The 20,472-nt window shown below is 73.3% G+C and carries 19 protein-coding genes; 8 read left to right on the forward strand and 11 right to left on the reverse strand.

Annotated features, from left to right (window positions below; translation table 11 throughout):
• Positions 1 to 2: 2 nt before the first annotated feature.
• From ACGF3I_RS26105 to ACGF3I_RS26130, 6 genes are all read left to right on the forward strand, one after another.
• Complete coding sequence (locus tag ACGF3I_RS26105; protein WP_393136003.1) at positions 3 to 1,322, forward strand: O-antigen ligase family protein; 1,320 nt, start codon at positions 3 to 5, stop codon at positions 1,320 to 1,322.
• Positions 1,319 to 2,935, forward strand: coding sequence for a murein biosynthesis integral membrane protein MurJ (gene murJ, locus ACGF3I_RS26110; protein ID WP_393136005.1), 1,617 nt, complete (start codon positions 1,319 to 1,321; stop codon positions 2,933 to 2,935). Before ACGF3I_RS26105 ends, murJ begins: the two co-directional genes overlap by 4 nt.
• 73 nt (positions 2,936 to 3,008) lie before the next feature.
• Positions 3,009 to 3,710: a polysaccharide deacetylase family protein gene (locus tag ACGF3I_RS26115; protein WP_393136007.1), complete on the forward strand. Its 702-nt coding sequence runs from the start codon at positions 3,009 to 3,011 to the stop codon at positions 3,708 to 3,710.
• Positions 3,707 to 4,951 (forward strand): glycosyltransferase, encoded by a 1,245-nt coding sequence (locus tag ACGF3I_RS26120; RefSeq protein ID WP_393136009.1) that lies wholly within the window; start codon positions 3,707 to 3,709, stop codon positions 4,949 to 4,951. The genes ACGF3I_RS26115 and ACGF3I_RS26120 overlap by 4 nt, the downstream gene beginning before the upstream one ends.
• Positions 4,948 to 5,619 (forward strand): lipopolysaccharide biosynthesis protein, encoded by a 672-nt coding sequence (locus tag ACGF3I_RS26125; protein WP_393136011.1) that lies wholly within the window; start codon positions 4,948 to 4,950, stop codon positions 5,617 to 5,619. Before ACGF3I_RS26120 ends, ACGF3I_RS26125 begins: the two co-directional genes overlap by 4 nt.
• A complete protein-coding gene (locus tag ACGF3I_RS26130) occupies positions 5,619 to 6,749 on the forward strand; it encodes a GNAT family N-acetyltransferase (protein ID WP_393136013.1) in 1,131 nt (376 codons plus the stop codon). The genes ACGF3I_RS26125 and ACGF3I_RS26130 overlap by 1 nt, the downstream gene beginning before the upstream one ends.
• On the opposite strand, the gene ACGF3I_RS26135 is transcribed toward ACGF3I_RS26130, so the two are convergent.
• The 4 genes from ACGF3I_RS26135 to ACGF3I_RS26150 all read right to left on the reverse strand — a co-directional run bounded on the left by ACGF3I_RS26135 (position 6,735) and on the right by ACGF3I_RS26150 (position 10,781).
• Positions 6,735 to 8,057: a glycoside hydrolase family 26 protein gene (locus tag ACGF3I_RS26135; protein ID WP_393136015.1), complete on the reverse strand. Its 1,323-nt coding sequence runs from the start codon at positions 8,055 to 8,057 to the stop codon at positions 6,735 to 6,737. The genes ACGF3I_RS26130 and ACGF3I_RS26135 overlap by 15 nt on opposite strands.
• Before the next feature lie 358 nt (positions 8,058 to 8,415).
• A complete protein-coding gene (locus ACGF3I_RS26140) occupies positions 8,416 to 9,681 on the reverse strand; it encodes a chaplin family protein (RefSeq protein WP_393136017.1) in 1,266 nt (421 codons plus the stop codon).
• Positions 9,682 to 9,849: 168 nt separating this feature from the next.
• A complete protein-coding gene (locus tag ACGF3I_RS26145; RefSeq protein ID WP_393136049.1) occupies positions 9,850 to 10,077 on the reverse strand; it encodes a chaplin in 228 nt (75 codons plus the stop codon).
• A gap of 290 nt (positions 10,078 to 10,367) precedes the next feature.
• On the reverse strand, positions 10,368 to 10,781 hold the full coding sequence (locus ACGF3I_RS26150) for a rodlin (RefSeq protein ID WP_393136019.1): 414 nt from the start codon (positions 10,779 to 10,781) through the stop codon (positions 10,368 to 10,370).
• Between the two features lie 319 nt (positions 10,782 to 11,100).
• Between ACGF3I_RS26150 and ACGF3I_RS26155 the strand changes: the two genes are divergently transcribed.
• Positions 11,101 to 11,514: a rodlin gene (locus ACGF3I_RS26155; RefSeq protein WP_393136020.1), complete on the forward strand. Its 414-nt coding sequence runs from the start codon at positions 11,101 to 11,103 to the stop codon at positions 11,512 to 11,514.
• A 144-nt stretch (positions 11,515 to 11,658) separates the two neighbouring features.
• Here the strand turns inward: ACGF3I_RS26155 and ACGF3I_RS26160 are convergent, their stop codons facing one another.
• Positions 11,659 to 11,853, reverse strand: coding sequence for a hypothetical protein (locus ACGF3I_RS26160; RefSeq protein WP_393136022.1), 195 nt, complete (start codon positions 11,851 to 11,853; stop codon positions 11,659 to 11,661).
• Between the two features lie 159 nt (positions 11,854 to 12,012).
• Between ACGF3I_RS26160 and ACGF3I_RS26165 the strand changes: the two genes are divergently transcribed.
• Positions 12,013 to 12,423 carry a rodlin gene (locus tag ACGF3I_RS26165; protein WP_393136024.1) on the forward strand — a complete coding sequence of 137 codons (411 nt, stop codon included), beginning with the start codon at positions 12,013 to 12,015 and terminating at the stop codon, positions 12,421 to 12,423.
• A 104-nt stretch (positions 12,424 to 12,527) separates the two neighbouring features.
• Here the strand turns inward: ACGF3I_RS26165 and ACGF3I_RS26170 are convergent, their stop codons facing one another.
• The 6 genes from ACGF3I_RS26170 to ACGF3I_RS26195 all read right to left on the reverse strand — a co-directional run bounded on the left by ACGF3I_RS26170 (position 12,528) and on the right by ACGF3I_RS26195 (position 20,346).
• On the reverse strand, positions 12,528 to 13,115 hold the full coding sequence (locus tag ACGF3I_RS26170) for a TetR/AcrR family transcriptional regulator (RefSeq protein ID WP_393136026.1): 588 nt from the start codon (positions 13,113 to 13,115) through the stop codon (positions 12,528 to 12,530).
• On the reverse strand, positions 13,103 to 13,837 hold the full coding sequence (locus ACGF3I_RS26175; RefSeq protein ID WP_393136028.1) for an enoyl-CoA hydratase family protein: 735 nt from the start codon (positions 13,835 to 13,837) through the stop codon (positions 13,103 to 13,105). Before ACGF3I_RS26175 ends, ACGF3I_RS26170 begins: the two co-directional genes overlap by 13 nt.
• Positions 13,838 to 13,887: 50 nt before the next feature.
• Positions 13,888 to 15,528 (reverse strand): 4-coumarate--CoA ligase family protein, encoded by a 1,641-nt coding sequence (locus ACGF3I_RS26180; RefSeq protein ID WP_393136029.1) that lies wholly within the window; start codon positions 15,526 to 15,528, stop codon positions 13,888 to 13,890.
• A gap of 20 nt (positions 15,529 to 15,548) precedes the next feature.
• Positions 15,549 to 16,682 (reverse strand): acyl-CoA dehydrogenase family protein, encoded by a 1,134-nt coding sequence (locus ACGF3I_RS26185; RefSeq protein ID WP_393136031.1) that lies wholly within the window; start codon positions 16,680 to 16,682, stop codon positions 15,549 to 15,551.
• Positions 16,679 to 18,577, reverse strand: a complete 1,899-nt coding sequence (locus tag ACGF3I_RS26190) for a biotin carboxylase N-terminal domain-containing protein (RefSeq protein WP_393136051.1) — start codon at positions 18,575 to 18,577, stop codon at positions 16,679 to 16,681. Before ACGF3I_RS26190 ends, ACGF3I_RS26185 begins: the two co-directional genes overlap by 4 nt.
• Before the next feature lie 167 nt (positions 18,578 to 18,744).
• On the reverse strand, positions 18,745 to 20,346 hold the full coding sequence (locus ACGF3I_RS26195; protein ID WP_393136033.1) for an acyl-CoA carboxylase subunit beta: 1,602 nt from the start codon (positions 20,344 to 20,346) through the stop codon (positions 18,745 to 18,747).
• Positions 20,347 to 20,472: the final 126 nt, after the last annotated feature.

Consider the following 20,472-nt stretch of genomic DNA (forward strand, 5'->3'; position numbering starts at 1 on the left):
GCGTGTACGCCGTCGCGGCCACGCCGCTGCCGATCGCCGCCCCCCGGCACCGGGCCCTGCGCCTGCTGCCGCTGCTCGCCGTGATCGCCCTGCTCGCCACGCCGCCGCTCGGCGGCGACGGCGCGGCCACCGCCGCCGACGCGGCCTGCGCCCTGCTCGTCGGGTGGGCGTTCCTGCGGGTGATCCGCTCGGGCCGGCGTCCGCTGAGCCGGCGGGCCGTCGTGATCATGGGACTTCCGGCCGTCGGGATCAGCGTGGCCGCCATGGGCGCCGCCGACCCGGGCACCGCCGTCGCCGGGCTCGGGCGCTACCTCCAGATCTTCGTGCTCGTCCCGCTCGCCGTGCTGCTCCTGCTGCGCGACCGGGACGACTTCCGCCTCGCCGCGTGGGCCGTGGTGGGGCTCGCCCTGGTGGAGGGCGGCATCGGCGTCCACCAGTACCTCACCGTCACCGGCGCCTCCTACATGGGCGAGGACATCCGGGCCGTCGGCACCTTCGGCGCCTCCGACATCATGGGCATGGCCAGCGTGGTCTCCTGCGGGCTGCTCAGCGCCGTCGGCCTCGCCCTCGACCCGGCGCCCGGTGCGCGCCCCGCCCGGCGCCGGGCCGCGCTCTGCTGCGCGGGGCTCCTCCTGTTCCCGCTCGCCGTGTCGTTCAGCCGGGGCGCCTGGATCGCGACGGCGGTCGCCTCCCTCACCGTGCTGCTGCTCTCGGGGCTGCGCCGCGCCCTGGTGGTGCTGCTCGCGCTCGCCGCGGCCGTCGTGGTCCTGGTCGGCGCGAGCGGCTCCGGCACCCGGATGCTCCAGGAGCGGCTCGCCAGCATCACCCAGGTGGAGAGCGCCCCCGACCAGTCCGTCACCGACCGCTACACCATGTGGGCGGCGGCGGAACTGATGTGGCGTCAGACTCCGCTCACCGGCGTCGGGTTGAAGGGCTTCCCGGACCACCGCGACGCGCATTCCTCGCTCGCCCTGTCCTCCGGCAGCGACACCGCGGGCGCGGGCGCCGCGTTCAAGCGCCAGCCGCTGCTCTCGCCGCACAACATGTACCTCCTCGTCCTGAGCGAGCAGGGCCTCATCGGCGTGGTCACGATCGTCGGAGGGTGGGCCGCACTCGTGGTCACCGGGGTGCGCAGGCTGGTCGAGGCGCGCAGGCGCGGCGCCGCCACGGACTGCGGCCTGGTCACGATCGGCCTGCTCACCTGGCTCCTGGTCGACTTCTTCTACGGCGACATCGGCGGCCCCTCGACCCCCCTGAACGCCCTCGTCCTCGGCCTCGCCGCCTGGTGGGGCCTGGCCGCCCGAGGGGCGGACGCACCGTGACGGAGACCGCGCCCCCGCGCCTTCCCTCGGACGCCGGCGTGCCCGAACCCCCGCCGTCCGGGCGGCTGTTGGCGCGGGCCGCGCTCCTGACGGCCGTCCTCACGGTGGCCGGGGCCCTCCTCGGGCTGCTGCGCGACCAGACCTTCGCGCACGTCTTCGGCGCCGACACCGACACCGACGCGTTCCTGGTCGCCTGGACGGTCCCCGAGGTCGCCGCCACCCTCCTGATCGAGGACGGCCTGGCCTTCGTACTGGTGCCGGCGTTCAGCCTGGCCCTGGTCGAACGCGCCCGCACCCCGGACCCCGATCCGGTACGGGCCCTGGTGGCGGCCACCCTGCCGCGGCTGGCGCTCGCGCTCGCCGCGGCCGGGGCCGTCCTGATCGCCGCCGCCCCCGCCGTCGTCGCGGTCCTCGCACCGGGGCTGCCCCGCGCCGACCTCGCCGTCGACTGCACCCGGCTCACCGCCACCTGCGTCGTCAGCTTCGGCCTCGCCGGCTACTGCAGCGCCGCCCTGCGCGGCCACGGCCGCTTCCTGGCGCCCGCCTCGATCTACGTGGCCTACAACGTGGGCATCATCGGGCTGCTCCTGCTGCTCGGCGGGGCGTGGGGCGTACGGGCCGCGGCCTGCGGGGTCGCACTCGGCGGCCTCCTCATGGTCCTGGTCCAGATCCCGGCCCTGCTGCGCGCCCGCGGCCGCCGCGCGCCGGCCCCCGCCGTGCCCGCCGCCCGCCGCCCGGGCGTACGGGCGCCGGGGGCGCTGCGGCTCACCCTGGTCGCCCCCGTGGTGGTGTTCGCGCTCGGCCGCCAGACCCAGGTCCTCGTCGAGCGGTTCCTCGCGGCCCCGCTGCCCGCCGGGGCCATCTCGCATCTGAACTACGCCCAGAAGGTGGCGCAGATGCCGATGGTGCTCTCCATGATGCTGTGCACGGTCACCTTCCCCGTCATCGCCCGGGCGCTCGCCGCGGGCGACACCGACCGGGCCAGGCGCCGGGTGGAGAGCGACCTGAGCGTGGCCGGCGCCATCGTGCTCCTGGGCACCGCCGTGGTGGTGGCCTGCGCGCCCGAGCTCATCCAACTCCTCTTCCAGCGCGGCGCGTTCAGCGCCGCCGACACCGCGGCGACCGCCGCCGTGATGCGCGTGTACGCGCTCGGCCTGCTCGGTCAGACCCTGGTCGGGGTGCTCGCCCGCTCGTACTTCTCCGAGGCCCGGCCGCTGTGGTTCCCGGCCTGCGCCATGCTGGCCGGGCTCACCGCGACCGCCGTCACCGGCGCGCTCGCGGTACCGGCGTGGGGCGCGCCCGGCATCGCCGCCGCCAACGCGCTCGGCATCACCCTCACCGCGCTGCTGCTCCTGCGCGGCGGCGGCCGGCGCCGCACCGCGCTGTCGGCCCGGCGGGTCGGCGGACAGCTCGTGCGGCTCCTGGCCGCCGCGTGCGCCGCGACCGCCGCCTGCCGCTGGGGCGCCTCGCTCGCCCCGACTCCCGTACCCGCGCTGGCCGTTGGCGGCCTGTGCGCGCTGACGGTGTTCACCGTGACGGCCCGGCTGCTGCGGGTCCGCGAGTTCACCCTGCTGTTGCCCTCCCCCACACGAAAGCTCTGGCATGCCCGTTGACACGGCAGTCGGCGACCCGACGGGTCCACCGGCTGGTTCGAGACCGCGCCCCGCCGCTCCGCTGTGGGTGGCCATGTACCACTCGGTGTCCCACACCACGGACGACCCGTACCGGATCACCGTCTCGCCGCCCCGCTTCGAACGCCAGCTGCGCTGGCTGCGCGGCCAGGGCCTCAAGGGGGTGAGCATGGCCGAACTCCTGCGGGCCCGCGCCGCCGGCACCGCCCGCGGCCTGGTCGGCCTCACCTTCGACGACGGCTACGCCGACTTCACCGCGGAGGCCCTCGCCCTGCTGCGCCGCCACGAGTTCACCGCGACCGTGTTCGTCCTGCCCGGCCTGCTCGGCGGCGTCAACGACTGGGACCCGCTGGGCCCGCGCCGTCCGCTGCTCGACGAGCGCGGCATCCAGCAGGCCGCCACCTGGGGCATGGAGGTCGCCTCGCACGGCCTGCGCCACGTCGACCTGACCGAAGCCGACGACGACACCCTGCGCCGCGAGACGCACGAGAGCCGGCAGCTGCTCACCGAGCTCACCGGACACGAGGTGACCGGCTTCTGCTACCCCTACGGCGCCGTCGACGTACGGGCCGCCGACGCGGTCCGCGCGGCCGGCTACCAGTACGCCTGCGCCATCGACCCGGGCCCGCTCACCGGCCGCTACGCGCTGCCCCGCGTCCACGTGGGCGAGCAGGACACCGCGCTGCGCCTGCGCCTCAAGCGCGGCCTGCACCGCTGGCGCCGCCAGGACCCGGCCGACCTCCCGGAGGGCCCGTGAAGGTCCTGCACGTCATCACCGGCCTCGGCGTCGGCGGCGCCGAGCAGCAACTGCGGCTGCTGCTGCGGCACTTGCCGTACGAGGCGGACGTGGTCACGCTCACCAACCCCGGCGCCGTGGCCCGCGCCGTCGTCCGCGAGGGCGGCCGGGTGCGCAACCTCGACATGGCCGGCAACCGCGACCTGGCCGCACTCCCCCGCCTCACCCGGCTCATCGCGCGCGGCCACTACGACGTCGTCCACACCCATCTGTACCGGGCCTGCCTGTACGGGCGGCTCGCGGCGCGGCTCGCCCGGGTGCGTACCGTCGTGGCCACCGAGCACTCCCTGGGCGAGGCCCGCATCGAGGGCCGCCCGCTCGGACCCGGGGTGCGCGGCCTCTACCTGGCGAGCGAGCGGCTCGGCACCACCACCGTCGCCGTGTCCGCCACCATCGCGCGCCGGCTGGCCCAGTGGGGCGTGCCCGAGCGCCGCATCCAGGTGGTGCCCAACGGCATCGACGCGGACCGGTTCGCCTTCGACGCCCGCGCCCGCGCCTCCGTACGCCGTCAACTCGGCATCCCGGCACGGGCGTTCACGGTCGGCGCGGTCGGCAGGCTCGCCGCGGGCAAACGGTTCCACACCCTGATCGACGCGGTCGGTGAACTCCCGGACACCTGGCTGGTGTTGGCGGGCGCGGGCGAGCAGGAGCAACCGCTGCGGGCCCGTGCCGAACGGCTCGGGGTGGCCGGCCGGGTGGTGTTCGCCGGCGAGTGCGTCCAGGACGCCGGCGCCCCGGCCGGGCACCGCCCCACGCTGGCCGGCATCCTCTCGGCGGTGGACTGCCTGGCCTCGCCCTCCGGCGAGGAGGCGTTCGGGCTCGCCGTCGTGGAGGGCCTCGCGGCCGGGCTGCCCGTCGCCTACGTGACCTGCCCGGCCGTCGACGACCTGCCCGCGGGCGCCGCCCCCGGCGCCCTGCGCACCGGCCGCACGGCCGCCGCCTTCACCACCGCCCTGGCGGGGCTGCGGGACACGGGCCGACTGCCCGTGCCCGACGCGGTGCGCCGCTACGACGTGCGCGCCACCTCGGCCCGCCTCGTCGAGGTGTACGAGGCGGCCGTCGCCCGCGCGCCGCTGCCGCATCCCGTCGCCGCGCCGCTGCCGGCCGCGCGGACGACCGCGTCGGCGGACCTCTCGCCGGCTCCCCCGACGAACACGCCGGCCCCCCTGACGAACACCTCGGAGAAAGAAGAGTCCAGATGAGCAGATTCTCCGGCCCGCGCCAGGCCCACCCCACCCGTGGCCACCAGCGCGCCCGGGCGTTGCCGCGCTGGTGGCCGCTGCCCGTGTGCGCGCTGCTCGGCGCGACGGCCGGCGGCGTGTACGGCGTGGTGAAGCCGCCGCAGTACAGCGCGACCAGCTATGTGGTGGTCACCCCGGCCGAGAAGGCCGATCCGTCGGTGGCGCTCGGCTTCGCGCAGGCCTACGGCCGGGTCGCGACCGAGGTCGCCGTCATCGGCGACGCCCAGGTGTGGGCGGGGGTGAGCGCGAAGACGCTGCGCGACAGCGTGCAGACGGCGACCTCGCCCGACGCCCCCATGATCGCCATCACCGCCACCTCCGGCCGGGCCGCGGACGCCGCGGGCATGGCCAACGCGGTGGCCCGCGCCCTCACCGTGAACGGCGCCCACACCCGCGCCGACACCGGGGTGCGGGTCGTGCAGTTCTCGCGCGCCGCCACCCCGCTCGCCCCCTCCTCCCCCTCGCCCGCCCTGACCGGTCTGGTCGGCGGCTGTGCGGGCGGGCTGCTCGGCGGCCTCGCCCTGCTCGCCCGGCCGCGCCGGCGCCCCGAGACCGAACCGGAGACCGCCCGCGCGGCCTCGGTGCCGGGTCCTGCGGGCGCCACCGCCGTACCGCAGGAGGTCGGCTGATGTCCGCCCTGCGCGTCGAGGTGTGCACCGACGACCTCCGGTTCGCCGACCTCGCCGCCCCCTGGCAGGAACTGCACCGCCGCTGCCGCTCGGCCACCCCGTTCCAGACCCACGCGTGGCTCCACTCGTGGTGGCTCTCGTACGGGATCCGGGGCCGGCTGCGCGTCCATCTCGTCTACCGGGACGACCAGTTGGTGGGGGCCGCGCCTTTGATGCGGGTGCGCCGCCCGTTCCCCGCGCTCGTCCCGCTCGGCGGCGCGATCACCGACTTCATGGACGTACTCCTGGACGACGACTGCGCGCAGGAGGCCGCCGAAGCGCTCACCGGGGCGCTGCTCGCCTCGGCGCGCGGCGCCCTCATCGACCTCGGTGAGGTGCGGCCGGGCGCCGGGGCCGAGCGCATCCACGCCAACTGGCCTTCGTACAAACACCGGTTGATGCACTCGCGCTGCTTCGAACTGCCCGCCTGCGGCATGGAGGCGCTGCTCGCCCGGATGCCGTCGGGCCGGCGCCAGCGCATCCGCGCCAAGCTGCGGAAGATCGACGCGCTGGGCCTGGAGGAGCGCACGGTCCCCCACCAGCGGGTGCCGGGCGCCCTGCGCACGCTGCTCGAACTGCACGCGCTCCAGTGGCAGGGCCGCGGGGTGACGCGCGAGCACCTGCGGCCCCGGTTCGAGGCCCATCTGGCGCGCGCGGTGAGCGAGATGGCGCGCCAGGGCGACGCGGTGGTCACCGAGTTCGTCCTGGACGGCGAGGTCGTCGCCTCCGACCTCACCCTGCTCTCGCCGTCGCTCTCGGGCGGCTATCTGTACGGCGTCCACCCCGTGCTGCGCGGCCGCAAGGTGGACGTGGCCACGATGCTGCTGCGGGCCGGCGCCCAGCGCATCGACGGCACCGGCCGCACCACGCTCAGCCTGCTGCGCGGCAACGAGCCGTACAAACAGCACTGGCGGCCCGACATGCAGGTCAACCAGCGCTTTCTGCTGTCCAGGCGGCGCACCCTGCCGCTGCTGTGGGCCAGCAGCGCCCACGCGCGCCTGCGCCGCCGGGCGGGCGCCGCCCGGCGGGCTCTGCGGCAGTGGCGGGACGAGCGGCGCCGGCCCGCCCCCAAGGCGTCACGACCGGCGTGAGAACCAGTCGAGCCGGAGGCAGAGCTTGCCTCCCATCCAGTACTCGACCCACGGGCCGAGGTCGATCGGCGAACAGGTGCCGGGCGGCTTCGGCACGGCGGGCGCGGCCGGCTTGGGGCTCGGGCCGCTGCCGGGCGGGGTCGCGGGCTGGGGGCTGGTGGACGGGCTCGGGCTCGTCGAGGGGCCAGGACTGGTGGACGGGCTCGTGGACGGGGTCGGACTCGTGGACGCGCTCGGGGCCGGCGAGGTCGAGGGCGCCGGGGTGACCGGGGTGACCGGGGCCGACGGCGCCGGGGTGGGCTCGGTGCGGCCGTACAGGATCGAGCGGTACAGCTCGGAGGCGCGCGGGTTGTCCGCGCACTCCCACACCCCGTGCGGGCAGTAGTCGGTGATGGTGTTGTACACCGGCTTGTGCGCGTCCATCCAGGCCAGCATGCGCCGCATGTACTCGGTGTTGTCGCCGTTGCGGAAGAGCCCCCACTCCGGGTAGGAGATCGGCTTCTTGTGCGCGGCGGCGAAGTCGACGTGCTGCTGGAGCCCGTACGGCTCGCTGACCTGCTTGTCGAAACTCTGGCCCCGGGGCTGGTCGTAGGAGTCCATGCCGATGATGTCGACGACGTCGTCGCCCGGGTAGCACTCGGTCCACGGCACCGCGTCCCGCCCGCGGCTCGGCGCGAAGTCGAAGCGGAACTTCTGCCCCGGCACCGACCGCATCGCGGCGACCGCGTTCCTCCAGTACGTCTTCCACGCCGCCGGGTCCGGTCCGCAGCGGTGGGTGTACGTGGTGCCGTTCATCTCCCAGCCGAGCACGATCACGGTGTCCGGCACCTTCAGGTCGACCAGGCGCTGGGCCAGCCGTCTGAAGTGCGCGTCGAAGTCGCCCGCCGCGCCCTTGGCCAGGAGCTGGCGCACCCGGAAGTCGGGAATGCCGGCCTCGTTCAGCGCCTGCATCGGCACGTTGAGGACCAGGGTGCGGTCCGCGCGGTCCCTGCGCCAGGTGGCCCAGTCGCCGAGGAAGCCGGCCCTGCCCTCGATGTCGGACCAGGTGTTGCCCGGCAGATAGGTGTGGCCCACCTTGACGTCGGTGCCGCCCAGCCACTTCTGCAGCGCCGAGATGCGCTGCACGCCGAGGGGGCCGGAGTCCAGGAAGGCGCCGAAGTGCGCGACCGAGGCGTGGGCGGGGGGAGGATCGGCGCCACTCCCCGGCGGCTGGGCGTCGGCACCGGGCGCCAGTGCCAGACTGAAGAGGGCGCCCACCGCCAGAACGCTCGTGGTGAAGGTGGCCGCTCGATGACGTCGCTGACGCATGCGCGCTCCCTTGGTTCTGAGGACCTCCCCGGATTCCCGGTTGGAAAATATTCTTATTGCGCCGATAGGGAAGATAAGCAGGCCACGCCAGAAGCCCCCCGAACGGGGGTACGAGGAATTCCGCCCATCTGAGGCCCCCTCAGAACCGCTCCGGGCCGCACCTCATACGCCTCGGGGCCCGACTCCTGGACAGGAGCCGGGCCCCGAGGCGCGGACACATGCACACGGGGCATCCGAAGCCCCGCGCCACAACTAGCTCTTCCTGTATGGCAGTTGAGCCTGCCAACCGCCCTGCCCCCCACCCCGAGCCCTCGGCCGTCACTTGCCGCGGATGGGGGTCCTGGCGGCGGGCCCGGGGTCAGACGCGGGCCATCGCCCTGCCCCGCCGGTAGAGCACACCCCCGCCGAGCACGAGCCCGGCGGCCCCGAGGGCCCCCGCGAACAGCGCGGACCCGCCCCCCGTATCAGCAAGCCGAGGCCCGGCCACCCCGTGCGCGGCAGCCACGGGGGCGACTACGCGGGGGGCGAGGTGTTGGTGCTGGTGCTGGGTGGGGTGGTGGGGCTGCTGGGCGTGGTGCACGGGAGGTGCCTGGTGCACCGGGGGTGCCTCATGCACCGGGGGTGCGTGGTGGACGGGGGGTGCCTCATGCACCGGAGGTGCGTGGTGAACCGGCGGAGCCTGGTGAGCCGGGGGTGCCTCGTGCACCGGAGGTGCGTGGTGGACCGGGGGTGCGTGGTGGACCGGCGGCGCGTGGTGAACCGGGGGTGCCTCATGTACCGGCGGCGCATGGCGGACCGGGGGTGCATGGTGGACCGGCGGCGCGTGGTGGACGGGCGGGGCGTGGTGGACGGGCGGGGCGTGGTGAACCGGGGGTGCCTCGTGCACCGGGGGTGCGTGGTGAACCGGCGGCGCGTGGTGAACCGGGGGTGCCTCATGCACCGGCGGCGCATGGCGGACCGGCGGCGCCTGATGTGCCGGAGGCGCGTGGTGAACGGGCGGCGCATGGCGGACCGGAGGCGCCTCATGCACCGGAGGCGCGTGGTGAACGGGCGGCGCGTGACGCACAGGCGGAGCCTGGTGCACCGGCGGCGCATGGTGGGTCCGCGTGCGGGGCGGGGCCGTCTCCGGGCCGGTCTTGCAGTGGCCGCCCATCGACGGGTTGAGCCCGCCCACTCCGGTGGCGGTGTTGCCGCACGCCTGGACCGGCACATCGGCCGGCGCCCCCGCGGAGTTGCCCGTCAGCACACCCGGAGAGCCGCTCGCCACGGAGCTGGCCTCACTGGCAGCGTGCGGCGCGTGGTGCCGCTCGTACGACGGCGCGTACGGACCACTCGCGCCCGGGTGGTCGCCGTACCCACCCGCGCCCGGACGCTCGCCGTACCCGCCCTCGTCCGCCGAGTCCGCCATCGCCTCGGCTGCCCGCACCGCGCGTCGGGCCTCGGGCGACATCGTCTGGCAGTGGTTGCCGAAGGAGGGGTTGAGCGCTCCGACCGGGTCAGCGGTGTTCCCGCACGCCTGGACCGGGACCTCCACCGGCGCCGTCACCGTGTTTCCCGAGAGCAGGCCGGGCGAGCCCATGTTCTCGGCATCCGTGCCGGCGGCCTGAGCGTAACCTCCGCTCATCGAAAGGACGCTCGTGGCCGCCACGGCGGTAAACAGGGTCTTGCTGATGACCTGGCGCAATGGGCTGTCTTCCGTGTCGCAGGGAAAAAGCTGGGGGAAAACTGGGGAAGAACCGACTTTGGGGCGTGCGGAGGGCACGCCCCAAAATCGGAGTGGAGGGTCTTTACGTCACTTGTTGACGCAGGTGTTGCCGAACGCCGGGTTCAGGAGCGCGATCACGTTGACCGTGTTGCCGCACAGGTTGATCGGGACGTGGACGGGGACCTGGAGCAGGTTGCCCGACAGGACACCCGGGCTGCCGACGGCCGCACCATGGGCCTCGGAGTCGGCGAACGCCGGAGCGGCGGCACCACCCGCGGCGATGACCAGACCGGCCAGAACCGTCGCAGCCTTCATGTACTTCACGTGGATTTCCTTCCCTCAGTCAAAAAGTCACGCAACCAGTCGTTGCTCACGGCGCGTTGCCAGAGCTTTCGCCCAAGGAGCCGCTGACGACTGGGTAACGACCGATCCGGGCAAAGGAAACCGAAGGGCGGCGCCCTATCAAATCCATCACCCAAATGGCAGGAGGCACGGCCTTTCACTCTTCGGCCTTTTCCGCGAAAACGGATTTGCCGCACAAAAAAACTCGGGCTGCCGCGGTCCGGAGGGGACCACGGCAGCCCGAGCGGCTACGCGAGAGGGGTTCAGCTGCCCGCAGCGCCGTTGCCCGAGAGCACCGGGATGTTGTCCAGGATGTGCGAGAGCGGCTCGTCGCCCTTGGCCTGCGTCGAGTTCTCGGTGCACTGCTGGTTCTGCGGGGCCGAGAGGATCGGCACGTCCTGGAGGACGGTGATCGGGACCAGGCCGACGAGGGACGCCAGGTTGGCCTTGACCGGAACACCGAGGCAGGGCTTGTTCAGGGTGCCCTGGACCAGCGACAGCTGGGGGCTCATGTCGCCGTCGGTCTTCGAGTTGCCGAAGGCCTGCTTCGCGCCATTGCCGCTGAGCGAGGTCGTGCCACTGTCGTTGCCGATGGCCATGGCCTGGGGGGCCAGCATGGCGGAAGCACCGACAAGCGAAACGGTGGCAGCGGACGCGGCCATAACCTTCTTGAGCATGGTCTTCCCTTTTCTTGGTGGAGAGCACGTGCAGTACCGCGCTCCTATCCACTGCGCCGTACTACTGCCTGGTCAACTTCGCCGCACTGGTTTGGTTCCGGCGCTTCACCCGAACGGTTCCCCACGCGGCGCCAGGATGCCGAACACGGCACCGGAAACCCGGTCATCGTTCTCCATATAATCCCAACCGATAAACGGCACACGGATTCGGTCGGTCTCATTTTCGTACGGCCGAAAGAGTGAAGGGCAGAAACCAAACCGCAGAGCGGGCGGTTGGGCAGGTGGCTCCGTACGGGGCAACCACCAGAAAGGGACCAGCGTGATCAAGAAGGCTATGGCGGCAGCAGCCGTCGGCGTGTCCGTCGTCGGCGCGTCCGCGGCGATGGCGCCGCAGGCGATGGCGATCGGCAACGACAGCGGCACCACCTCGGTCAGCGGCAACCACGCGATGCAGGCGTACGGGAACTCTTCCACGTACGGCAACATGAGCCCGCAGATCGGCCTGATCCAGGGCTCGTTCAACAAGCCCTGCATCGCCCTGCCGGCCAAGGCGAACCTGGCGTCCCTCGTGGGTCTCGTGCCGGTCACCGTCCTCCAGGACGTGCCGATCCTGTCCGCGCCGCAGACGCAGCAGTGCACGGAGAACTCGACGCAGGCCAAGGGCGACGAGCCGCTCTCGCACATCCTCGACAACATCCCGGTGCTCTCCGGCAACGGCGCGAGCCACAGCTGAACCCAGGGTTCTCAGGACAGCCGGACCGCTGTCAATCCCTTCGGTGGTCCGGCACCCTGACGTGAAAGGCCGGATCACCGGTGCGAACGTTCCGGCGATCCGGCCTTTGACGCGCCCGGTTCGAAGCCGTGCTCCAGCGCTGCCTCACACCGGCCAGCAGGAACCGTTGACGATGTCGTTCCATTCCCAGTCGGGGCGGCCCGGAACCGTACGTCCTTCGGCGGCCCAGGAACGCACCAGGTCCGCGAAGAACGGCTCGGCCGCCGCCTCGCTCTCGAATCGTCGACGGGTGACCGGAATGAATGTCTGCCGGTGCCAGGCGCCTTGCGTCTCCGTCATGTTCCCTCACCATCTTTCGTGGTGACTGCCGTATACCACGGCCGGGCGGATTCGAATTCCCGCAATGCTCTGTCCGGGGGACAGGGCGCAACCTCAAGAGATTCTTTGCGTTTCTCTTCACAGATCCCCGTCAGTGGAATCAGACCAACAGGAGTAGACATGCAGAAGTTGTGGTCGGCCGCAGCCGTCGCCGCAGCCGTGTCCGGTGTCGCGATGATGGCCGCGCCGCAGGCGATGGCGATCGGCAACGACGGCGGCACGACGTCGCTCAGCGGCAACGGTGCCGAGCAGGCCTTCGGCAACTCGAAGACCGACGGCGACATGAGCCCCCAGATGACCCTCGTCCAGGGCTCCCTGAACAAGCTCTGCGCCGGCGTCCCGGTCAAGGCCAACCTGGCGTCCCTCGTCGGCCTGGTCCCGATCACCGTCCTCCAGGACGTGCCGATCCTCTCGGCCCCGCAGAACCAGCAGTGCACCGAGAACTCGACGCAGGCCAAGGGCGACGAGCCCATCTCCCACGTCCTGGACAACATCCCGGTGCTCTCGGGCAACGGCGCCAGCGGCAGCTGATCAAACCGGTCGGCGCTCGGTCCGGGTCACCCCGGGTCGGCCGCCGGCCGTCGAAGCGCCGGGTGCGCGGTCTCAAGGACCGCGCGCCCGGCGCTTCGCCGTTGTCAGGCGAGTGCCTCGTCGAGCAGCACCGCCCACTGCGCCACGACCCGCTCGCGGCGGGCCGCGTCGTCGGTGAGCAGATTGGCGAGGCCGAGGCCGCGGGCCATGTCGAGGAAGCCCTGCACCGTCTCGCGCACCCCGGCCACCGTCTCGTCGGCGCCGAGCAGTTCGACCGCGATGCGGTGCGACTCCCGGCCCACCTTCGCCTCCAGATCGGTCACCCGGGCATGCAGCTGGGGCTCGTTGGACGCGGCCACCCACAGGTGCAGCGCGGCCCGGAACAGCGGGCCCGTGTACAGGCCGACGAGGCCGGCCACCACCTCGCGGCGGTCGCTGCGGTCCAGGGCCCGCAGCGCGCGCGAGCGCTGTTCGGCCACGTACTCGACGGCCGCGGTGAACAGGTCCTCGCGGGTCGGGAAGTGGTGCTGGGCGGCGCCGCGCGAGACCCCGGCGCGCTCGGCGACCACCGACACCGTCGAGCCGGCCCAGCCGTGCTCGGCCAGGCAGGAGACGGCGGCTTCGAGCAGGCGCTGCCGGGTGGCGCGGCTGCGGTCCTGCTTGGGGGTCTTCGGTGGGGTCACAACACCCATGCGGGGTCCCGTCGTTCGAGGAAGGCCGTCACTCCCTCCCGCGCCTCGGCGGAGGCGAAGAGGGACGCCGAGCGGGCGGTCAGCTCCTTCGACCAGCGGTCGAAGGTCTCCGACACGGTAGCCGTGAGCAGGGCCTTCGACGCGGCCAGGCCCTCGGGCGAGGACCGGCGCAGCCCGTCGAGGACCGGTTCGAGGGCCGCGTCCACGTCGTCGGCGGCCACCGTGACCAGACCGGTGCGGGCCGCCTCCGCCGCGTCGAACCGCTCCCCGGTGAGGTAGTAGCGGCTCGCGGCGCGCGGGTCCATGCGGGGCAGCACCGGCATGGAGATGACCGCCGGGGCGAGACCGAGCCGCGCCTCGGTGAACGCGTACGACGAGCCGGGTCCCGCCACCGCGATGTCGCAGGCCGCGAGCAACCCGAGGCCCCCGGCGCGGACGTGGCCCGTCACCCGCGCCACGACCGGCTTGCGCAGCTCCACCACCGTACGCATCAGGGCCACGAAGGCCGCCGGGTCCGGCGGGGCCTTCAGGTCGGCGCCCGCGCAGAAAGTGGTGCCGGTGTGGGTGAGCAGGACGGCGCGGACCTCCGGGTCGGCCGCGCAGTGGGTGAGGGCGGTGCCGAGGTCGGCCACCAGGGCGGCGGACAGGGCGTTGCGGTTGGCCGGCGAGTCGAGGGCGAGGGTGGTGATGCCCCGCTCGTGGGTGGCCCGGACGAGTGTCACGCGTGGTCCTCCTGCTGTTCCGTTGCCGCGGTGCGGTGCGGCGGTGCCGCTCATGCCGGCCGGTCCTTCTCGCGCTGCCGCAGTTCACGCCGCAGGATCTTGCCGGACGCGGCGCGCGGCACGCTGTCGACGAACTCGACCCGGCGCACCTTCTTGTACGGGGCGACGCGTCCGGCGACGTACTGCGTCACCTCGTCGGCGTCCAGGCCGGGCGCCCCCGCCTGGCGGACGACGAAGGCCTTGGGCACTTCGTTGCCGTCCGCGTCGTACACGCCGATGACGGCCGCGTCCGCGATGCCGGGGTGGGTGAGCAGCACGGCCTCCAGGTCGGCGGGGGCGACCTGGAAGCCCTTGTACTTGATGAGTTCCTTCACGCGGTCGACCACGTACAGCCAGCCGTCGTCGTCCACCCGGCCGACGTCGCCGGTGTGCACCCAGCCGGCGGGGTCGATCATCGCGGCGGTCGCCTCGGGGCGGCCGAGGTAGCCCTTCATGACCTGCGGGCCACGGACGGCGACCTCGCCCTCCTCGCCGGGCTCCGCGTCGCGCTCCGGGTCGTCCAGGCGCAGGATGCGCATCTCGGTGGACGGCAGCAGCTTGCCGACCGCGCCCGGCGGCGGGTCCGGGGTGGCGAGGGGGACGGTGTGGGTGCCGGGCGACAGCTCGGTCATGCCGTACGCCTGGCGGACCGGCGGCAGGCCGAGCCGCTGTGAACAGGCCGCCGCGAGCTCGGCGTCGAGCGGGGCCGCCGCGCTGACGATGTACTCCAGGCACGACAGGTCGTACCGGGCGACCGCCGGATGCTTGGCGAGGGCCAGCACGATGGGCGGCGCCACGTACAGGCCGGTGATGCGGTGCCGCTCGATCGCGGCGAGGAACTGGCCGAGTTCGAAGCGCGGCAGCACCACGACGGTGGCGCCGCAGCGCAGCGGCGCGTTCAGCAGGGCCGTCATGCCGTAGATGTGGAAGAACGGCAGCACGGCCAGGATGCGGTCGCCGGGCACCATCGGGACCAGGGGGTGCAGCTGGGCCAGGTTGGTGGCGATGTTGCGGTGGGTCAGCATGACGCCCTTGGGGACGCCGGTGGTGCCCGACGAATACGGCAGTACGGCGATGTCATCGGCCGGGTCGATGCTGACGGCGGGCTCGGGGGCGTCGCAGGTCAGGAGGTCGTGCACGACCGAGCGGTGGCCCTCGGCCCGGTCGCAGACGAAGATCTCCGCGATGCCGCCCACGAGTTCGGCGGCCCGGCGCGCGGTCGCCAGGAGCGGGGAGACGGTGACGATCCAGCGGGCCGAGGAGTCGGCGAGCTGTTTCGCGAACTCCTCCGCGGTGCACAGCGGATGGGCCGTGGTGACCGAGGCCCCCGCCCGGGTCGCGCCGTAGAACACCACCGGGTAGAGCACGGAGTTCGGGCTGTGCAGGGCCAGCACATCGCCCTTGCGCAGCCCGGCGGCGGCCAGTGCGGCAGCCAACCTCCGGTGCTGCGCGTCCAGTTGGCCGTAGGTGAGTGTCGTCGTGCCGCTGGGGTCCGTGCCGTCGACGAGCGCGATGTCGTCGGGGCGGGTGGCGCTGGAGCGGGCGAGGACCGCCTCGTGGATGGGCTCGTCGACGACGGGCACGTCGGCGTACTCGCTGCGCAGGATGCGAGGGGCGGGGGGCGCGGGGGTGGCAGGGGAGGACGAGTCCATACCGGGACCTCCTGGTCCGTCTAGTACGACTTGGGAAGTCCCAGGGACTGGTGCGAGACGTAGTTGAGGATCATCTCGCGGCTGACCGGCGCGATCCGGGCCACCCGGGAGGCCGTGATGAGCGAGGCGAGCCCGTACTCGCGGGTCAGGCCGTTGCCGCCGAGGGTGTGGACGGCCTGGTCCACGGAGTGCACACAGGCCTCGGCGGCGGCGTACTTGGCCATGTTGGCGGCCTCGCCGGCCGCGACGTCGTCGCCCGCGTCGTACAGGGCCGCCGCCTTCTGCATCATCAGGCGCGCCAGTTCCAGCTCGATGTGCGCCTGGGCCAGCGGGTGGGCGATGGCCTGATGGCCGCCGATGGGCTGCTTCCACACCTGGCGCGTGGTGGCGTAGTCGACGGCCCGGGCGAGGGCGTAGCGGCCCATGCCGATCGCGAAGGCGGCCGTCATGATGCGCTCGGGGTTGAGCCCGGCGAACAGCTGGAGCAGGCCCGCGTCCTCGTCGCCGACGAGGGACGCCGCGGGCAGCCGCACGTCGTCGAGGGTGAGCTCGAACTGCTTCTCCGCCGCCTGGAGTTCCATGTCGATCTGCGAGCGCCCGAAACCCGGGGCGTCGCGCTCCACGATGAACAGGCACGGCTTGAGGCGGCCGGTGCGGGCGTCCTCGGTGCGGCCGACGACGAGAGTGGCGTCCGCCATGTCGACGCCGGAGATGAACACCTTGCGGCCGGTGAGGATCCAGTCGTCGCCGTCGCGCCGCGCGGTGGTGGTGATGCGGTGCGAGTTGGACCCGGCGTCGGGCTCGGTGATGCCGAACGCCATGGTGAGGGTGCCGTCGGCGAGGCCCGGGAGCCAGGTGCGCTTCTGCTCCTCGGTTCCGAAGCGGGCGATGACGGTGCCGCAGATGGCGGGCGAGACCACCATCATCAGCAGCGGGCAGCCCGCCGTCCCCAACTCCTCAAGGACTATGGACAGTTCGGCCATGCCGCCGCCACCGCCGCCGTACTGCTCGGGCAGGTTGACGCCGAGGTAGCCGAGTTTGGCGGCCTCCGACCACAGGGCGGCCCGGTCGAACGCGCGGCCGTGGCGGGCTCCCAGGGCGGCGACGGCGGCCCGCAGGTCCTTGTTCTCCTGGCTTTCGATCACACCGGTCATGCTGGTTCGGCCTCCGATACGACGACGGCGAGCAGGGCGCCGACCTCGACCTGGCGGCCGGGGACGGCGTGGAGCGCGGTGAGCGTGCCGGAGGCGGGAGCGGTGACGCGGTGCTCCATCTTCATGGCCTCCAGCCAGAGCAGCGGCTGGCCCGCGCTGACGCGGCAGCCCTCGCCGACCCCGTCGGCCACCCGCACCACGACCCCCGGCATGGGAGCCAGCAGCGAGCCGGGCGCGACGAGGTCGCCGGGATCGGTGAAGCGGGGAAGGACGGGGAAGGCGTGGGACCCGGCCGCGCTGTCGACGTGCACGGCGCCGCCGTACCGCGCGACCGTGAACTCCCGCACCAGTCCGTCGATTTCGAGCCGTACGCGGCCCGGGGCGGCGGATTCGAGACGCACCCCCGGGTAGTCGTCGGCCACCAGCCCCTCGCGCGTGAGCCGGTACCGCACCTCGTGCTCCCCGTACCGCTTGACCTGCGGCTGCGAGGGCACGTTGCGCCAGCCGCCGCCGAACCGTCCGGCCCGGGAAGCCGCGTCGGCGAGGGCCGCGGCGAGCGCCGCGTGCCGGGCGCCGGGCAGCGGGGCGGTCAGGGTGGCGAGGTTGCGCTCGTAGAACCCGGTGTCGAGACGGCCGGGGGCGTGCGAGTCCTCGTCGGCGCCCGTGAAGTCGGGGTGACGCAGGGAGCGTACGAGGAGGTCGCGGTTGGTGACCGGGCCGTGGATGCGGGCCCGTTCGAGCGCGCCCGCGAGCCTGCGGGCGGCCTCCGCGCGCGTGGGGGCGTGCACGACGGCCTTGGCGAGCAGCGGGTCGTAGTGCACGCCGATGCTGTCACCGGCCGCGTAGCCCTGGTCCAACCGCACGCCGTCCAGAGCCAGTTGATGCAGCACGCCGGTCTGCGGCGCCCAGCCGGCGGACGGGTCCTCGGCGTAGAGCCGGGCCTCGATGGCGTGCCCCTTGGGCTCGGGCACGGCGGCCGGCAGGGCCTCGCCCTCGGCGATGCGGAGCTGGAGCGCGACCAGGTCGATGCCGAACACCGCCTCGGTGACGGGGTGTTCGACCTGGAGCCGGGTGTTCATCTCCAGGAAGTGGGCGCGGCCGTCCGCGACCAGGAACTCGACGGTGCCGGCCCCCCGGTACTCGGTGGCCTTCGCGGCCCGCACGGCCAGGGCGCGCAGCTCCTCGCCGAGCTCGGGGCCGAGGCCCGGCGCCGGCGCCTCCTCGATGACCTTCTGGTGCCGGCGCTGGAGGGAGCAGTCGCGGGTGCCGAGCACCCACACGGTGCCGTACGCGTCGGCGAGGATCTGCACCTCGACGTGGCGCCCGCCTTCGATGTACGGCTCGACGAACACCTCCCCGTCCCCGAAGGCACTGAGCGCCTCGCTGCGCGCAGCCGTCAACTCGCCTTTCAGTGCGTCCAGTTGCCGCACGACCCGCATGCCGCGTCCGCCGCCGCCGGCCGCGGCCTTGATGAGCAGCGGGAGGTCGGCGTCGGTGACACCGGCCAGGTCGAGGGGGGCCAGGCCCATCAGCTCCTTGGCGCGGGGCTTGGACGCCATGGCCTCGATGGCCTCGGGGGGCGGGCCGATCCAGGTGAGCCCGGCGGCGGTGACGGCCCGCGCGAATCCGGCGTTCTCGGAGAGGAAGCCGTAGCCGGGGTGCACGGCGTCGGCGCCCGCGGCGAGCGCGGCCCGCACGATGAGGTCGCCCCGCAGATACGTCTCGGCGGGCGCGGCCCCCGGCAGCCGTACGGCGGCGTCCGCCTCCCGTACGTGCAGGGCGCCCGCGTCGGCGTCGGAGAACACGGCGACGGTGGCGATGCCCAGCTCACGGCAGGTGCGGAAGACCCGGCAGGCTATCTCGCCCCGGTTGGCCACGAGGACGGACCTGATCAGGGCCCGGGGCCGGGTGCCGGCCTTCGCTTCGGGATCGGCCTTCGGACGGGGCTCGGCCTGCGGACGGGGCTCGGCCTTCGGACGGGGATCGGCCTTCGGGCGGGGATCGGCCTTCGGCTCGATGACGGTCATGGGTTCGGGATCGGCCTCGTGCTGGGTCATGGCGCTCACATCCGGAAGATGCCGAAGCCGCCGCGGGCGCCTTCGACGGGGGCGGTGTGGATCGCCGACAGGCACAGCCCGAGGACGGTCCGGGTGTCACGGGGGTCGATGACGCCGTCGTCGTACAGCCGGCCGGACAGGAACATCGGCAGCGACTCGGCCTCGATCTGCTGCTCGACCATCGCGCGCAGCGCCGCGTCCGCGTCGTCGTCGTACGGCTGCCCCTTGGCCTGCGCGGAGGCCCGGGCCACGATCGACAGGACGCCGGCCAGCTGCTGCGGACCCATCACGGCGGACTTGGCGCTGGGCCAGGCGAACAGGAACCGGGGGTCGTAGGCCCGCCCGCACATGCCGTAGTGCCCGGCGCCGTAGGAGGCGCCGATGAGGACGGACAGATGCGGCACCCGGGAGTTGGACACCGCGTTGATCATCATCGCGCCGTGCTTGATGATGCCGCCCTGCTCGTACTCCTTGCCGACCATGTAGCCGGTGGTGTTGTGCAGGAACAGGAGCGGGATGTCCCGCTGGTTGGCTAGCTGGATGAACTGGGCCGCTTTCTGCGACTCGGCCGAGAAGAGCACGCCCTGCGCGTTGGCGAGGATGCCGATCGGGTAGCCGTGCAGCTCGGCCCAGCCGGTGACCAGACTCGTCCCGTACAGCGGCTTGAACTCGTCGAAGTCGGAGGCGTCGACGATGCGGGCGATGACCTCGCGCGGGTCGAAGGGGGTCTTCAGGTCCTCGGGGACGATGCCGAGCAGCTCCTCCTCGTCGTACTTCGGCGGCTCGGCGAGCCCGGCTGGATCGGGGTGCGCCTTGCGGTGGTTGAGGCGGGCGACGATGCGGCGGGCCTGGCGGATCGCGTCGTGCTCGTCCACCGCGAAGTGGTCGGCGAGCCCGGAGGTACGGGCGTGCATCTCGGCGCCGCCCAGCGACTCGTCGTCGCTCTCCTCGCCGGTCGCCATCTTGACCAGCGGAGGCCCCCCGAGGAACACCTTGGACCGTTCCTTGATCATCACGGTGTGGTCGGACATCCCCGGGACGTACGCTCCGCCGGCCGTGGAGTTGCCGAAGACGACGGCGACGGTGGGGATGCCGGCGGCGGAGAGCCGGGTGATGTCGCGGAAGATCGCGCCGCCCGGGATGAAGATCTCCTTCTGGGAGGGGAGGTCGGCGCCGCCGGACTCGACGAGGCTGATGCACGGCAGCCGGTTCGTGTACGCGATCTCGTTGGCGCGCAGGGCCTTCTTGAGCGTCCAGGGGTTCGAGGCGCCGCCGCGGACGGTGGGGTCGTTGGCGGTGATCATGCACTCGACGCCCTCGACGGTGCCGATGCCGGTGACCATCGAGGCGCCGACGGGGTAGTCGCTGCCCCAGGCGGCGAGGGGGGACAGCTCCAGGAACGGGGTGTCCTCGTCCAGCAGCAGCTCGATGCGCTCCCTGGGCAGGAGCTTGCCGCGTCGCCGGTGGCGCTGCGTGTACTTCTCGCCGCCCCCGGCGAGGGCCTTGCGGTGCTCACCGTCCAGCTCTACGAGCCGGGCCCGCATGGTGGTGGTTGCCTGGCGGAATTCGGGGGTGGTGGGGTTGGTGGTGGTGGGGAGGGTTGGCATGGGGGTCCTTTTGTTGGGGGGGGGGTGGGGGTGGCCCGGGGGGGGTTGGGGGGGGGGGGGCCCCCCCCCCGGGCCGGGGGGGGGGGGGGGGGGGGGGGGGGGGGGGGGGGGGGGGGGGGGGGGGGC

This window comes from Streptomyces sp. NPDC048111 (assembly GCF_043202815.1).
Taxonomy (GTDB): Bacteria; Actinomycetota; Actinomycetes; order Streptomycetales; family Streptomycetaceae; genus Streptomyces.

Excerpts from the sequence above, each read along its gene's own strand:
- ACGF3I_RS26115 (WP_393136007.1), top strand. The coding sequence starts at position 3,009 with ATGTACCACTCGGTGTCCCACACCACGGACGACCCGTACCGGATCACC.
- ACGF3I_RS26125 (WP_393136011.1), top strand. The coding sequence starts at position 4,948 with ATGAGCAGATTCTCCGGCCCGCGCCAGGCCCACCCCACCCGTGGCCAC.
- ACGF3I_RS26130 (WP_393136013.1), top strand. The coding sequence starts at position 5,619 with ATGTCCGCCCTGCGCGTCGAGGTGTGCACCGACGACCTCCGGTTCGCC.
- ACGF3I_RS26135 (WP_393136015.1), bottom strand. The coding sequence starts at position 8,057 with ATGCGTCAGCGACGTCATCGAGCGGCCACCTTCACCACGAGCGTTCTG.
- ACGF3I_RS26140 (WP_393136017.1), bottom strand. The coding sequence starts at position 9,681 with ATGAGCGGAGGTTACGCTCAGGCCGCCGGCACGGATGCCGAGAACATG.
- ACGF3I_RS26145 (WP_393136049.1), bottom strand. The coding sequence starts at position 10,077 with ATGAAGGCTGCGACGGTTCTGGCCGGTCTGGTCATCGCCGCGGGTGGT.
- ACGF3I_RS26150 (WP_393136019.1), bottom strand. The coding sequence starts at position 10,781 with ATGCTCAAGAAGGTTATGGCCGCGTCCGCTGCCACCGTTTCGCTTGTC.
- ACGF3I_RS26160 (WP_393136022.1), bottom strand. The coding sequence starts at position 11,853 with ATGACGGAGACGCAAGGCGCCTGGCACCGGCAGACATTCATTCCGGTC.
- ACGF3I_RS26165 (WP_393136024.1), top strand. The coding sequence starts at position 12,013 with ATGCAGAAGTTGTGGTCGGCCGCAGCCGTCGCCGCAGCCGTGTCCGGT.
- ACGF3I_RS26170 (WP_393136026.1), bottom strand. The coding sequence starts at position 13,115 with ATGGGTGTTGTGACCCCACCGAAGACCCCCAAGCAGGACCGCAGCCGC.
- ACGF3I_RS26180 (WP_393136029.1), bottom strand. The coding sequence starts at position 15,528 with ATGGACTCGTCCTCCCCTGCCACCCCCGCGCCCCCCGCCCCTCGCATC.
- ACGF3I_RS26185 (WP_393136031.1), bottom strand. The coding sequence starts at position 16,682 with ATGACCGGTGTGATCGAAAGCCAGGAGAACAAGGACCTGCGGGCCGCC.
- ACGF3I_RS26195 (WP_393136033.1), bottom strand. The coding sequence starts at position 20,346 with ATGCCAACCCTCCCCACCACCACCAACCCCACCACCCCCGAATTCCGC.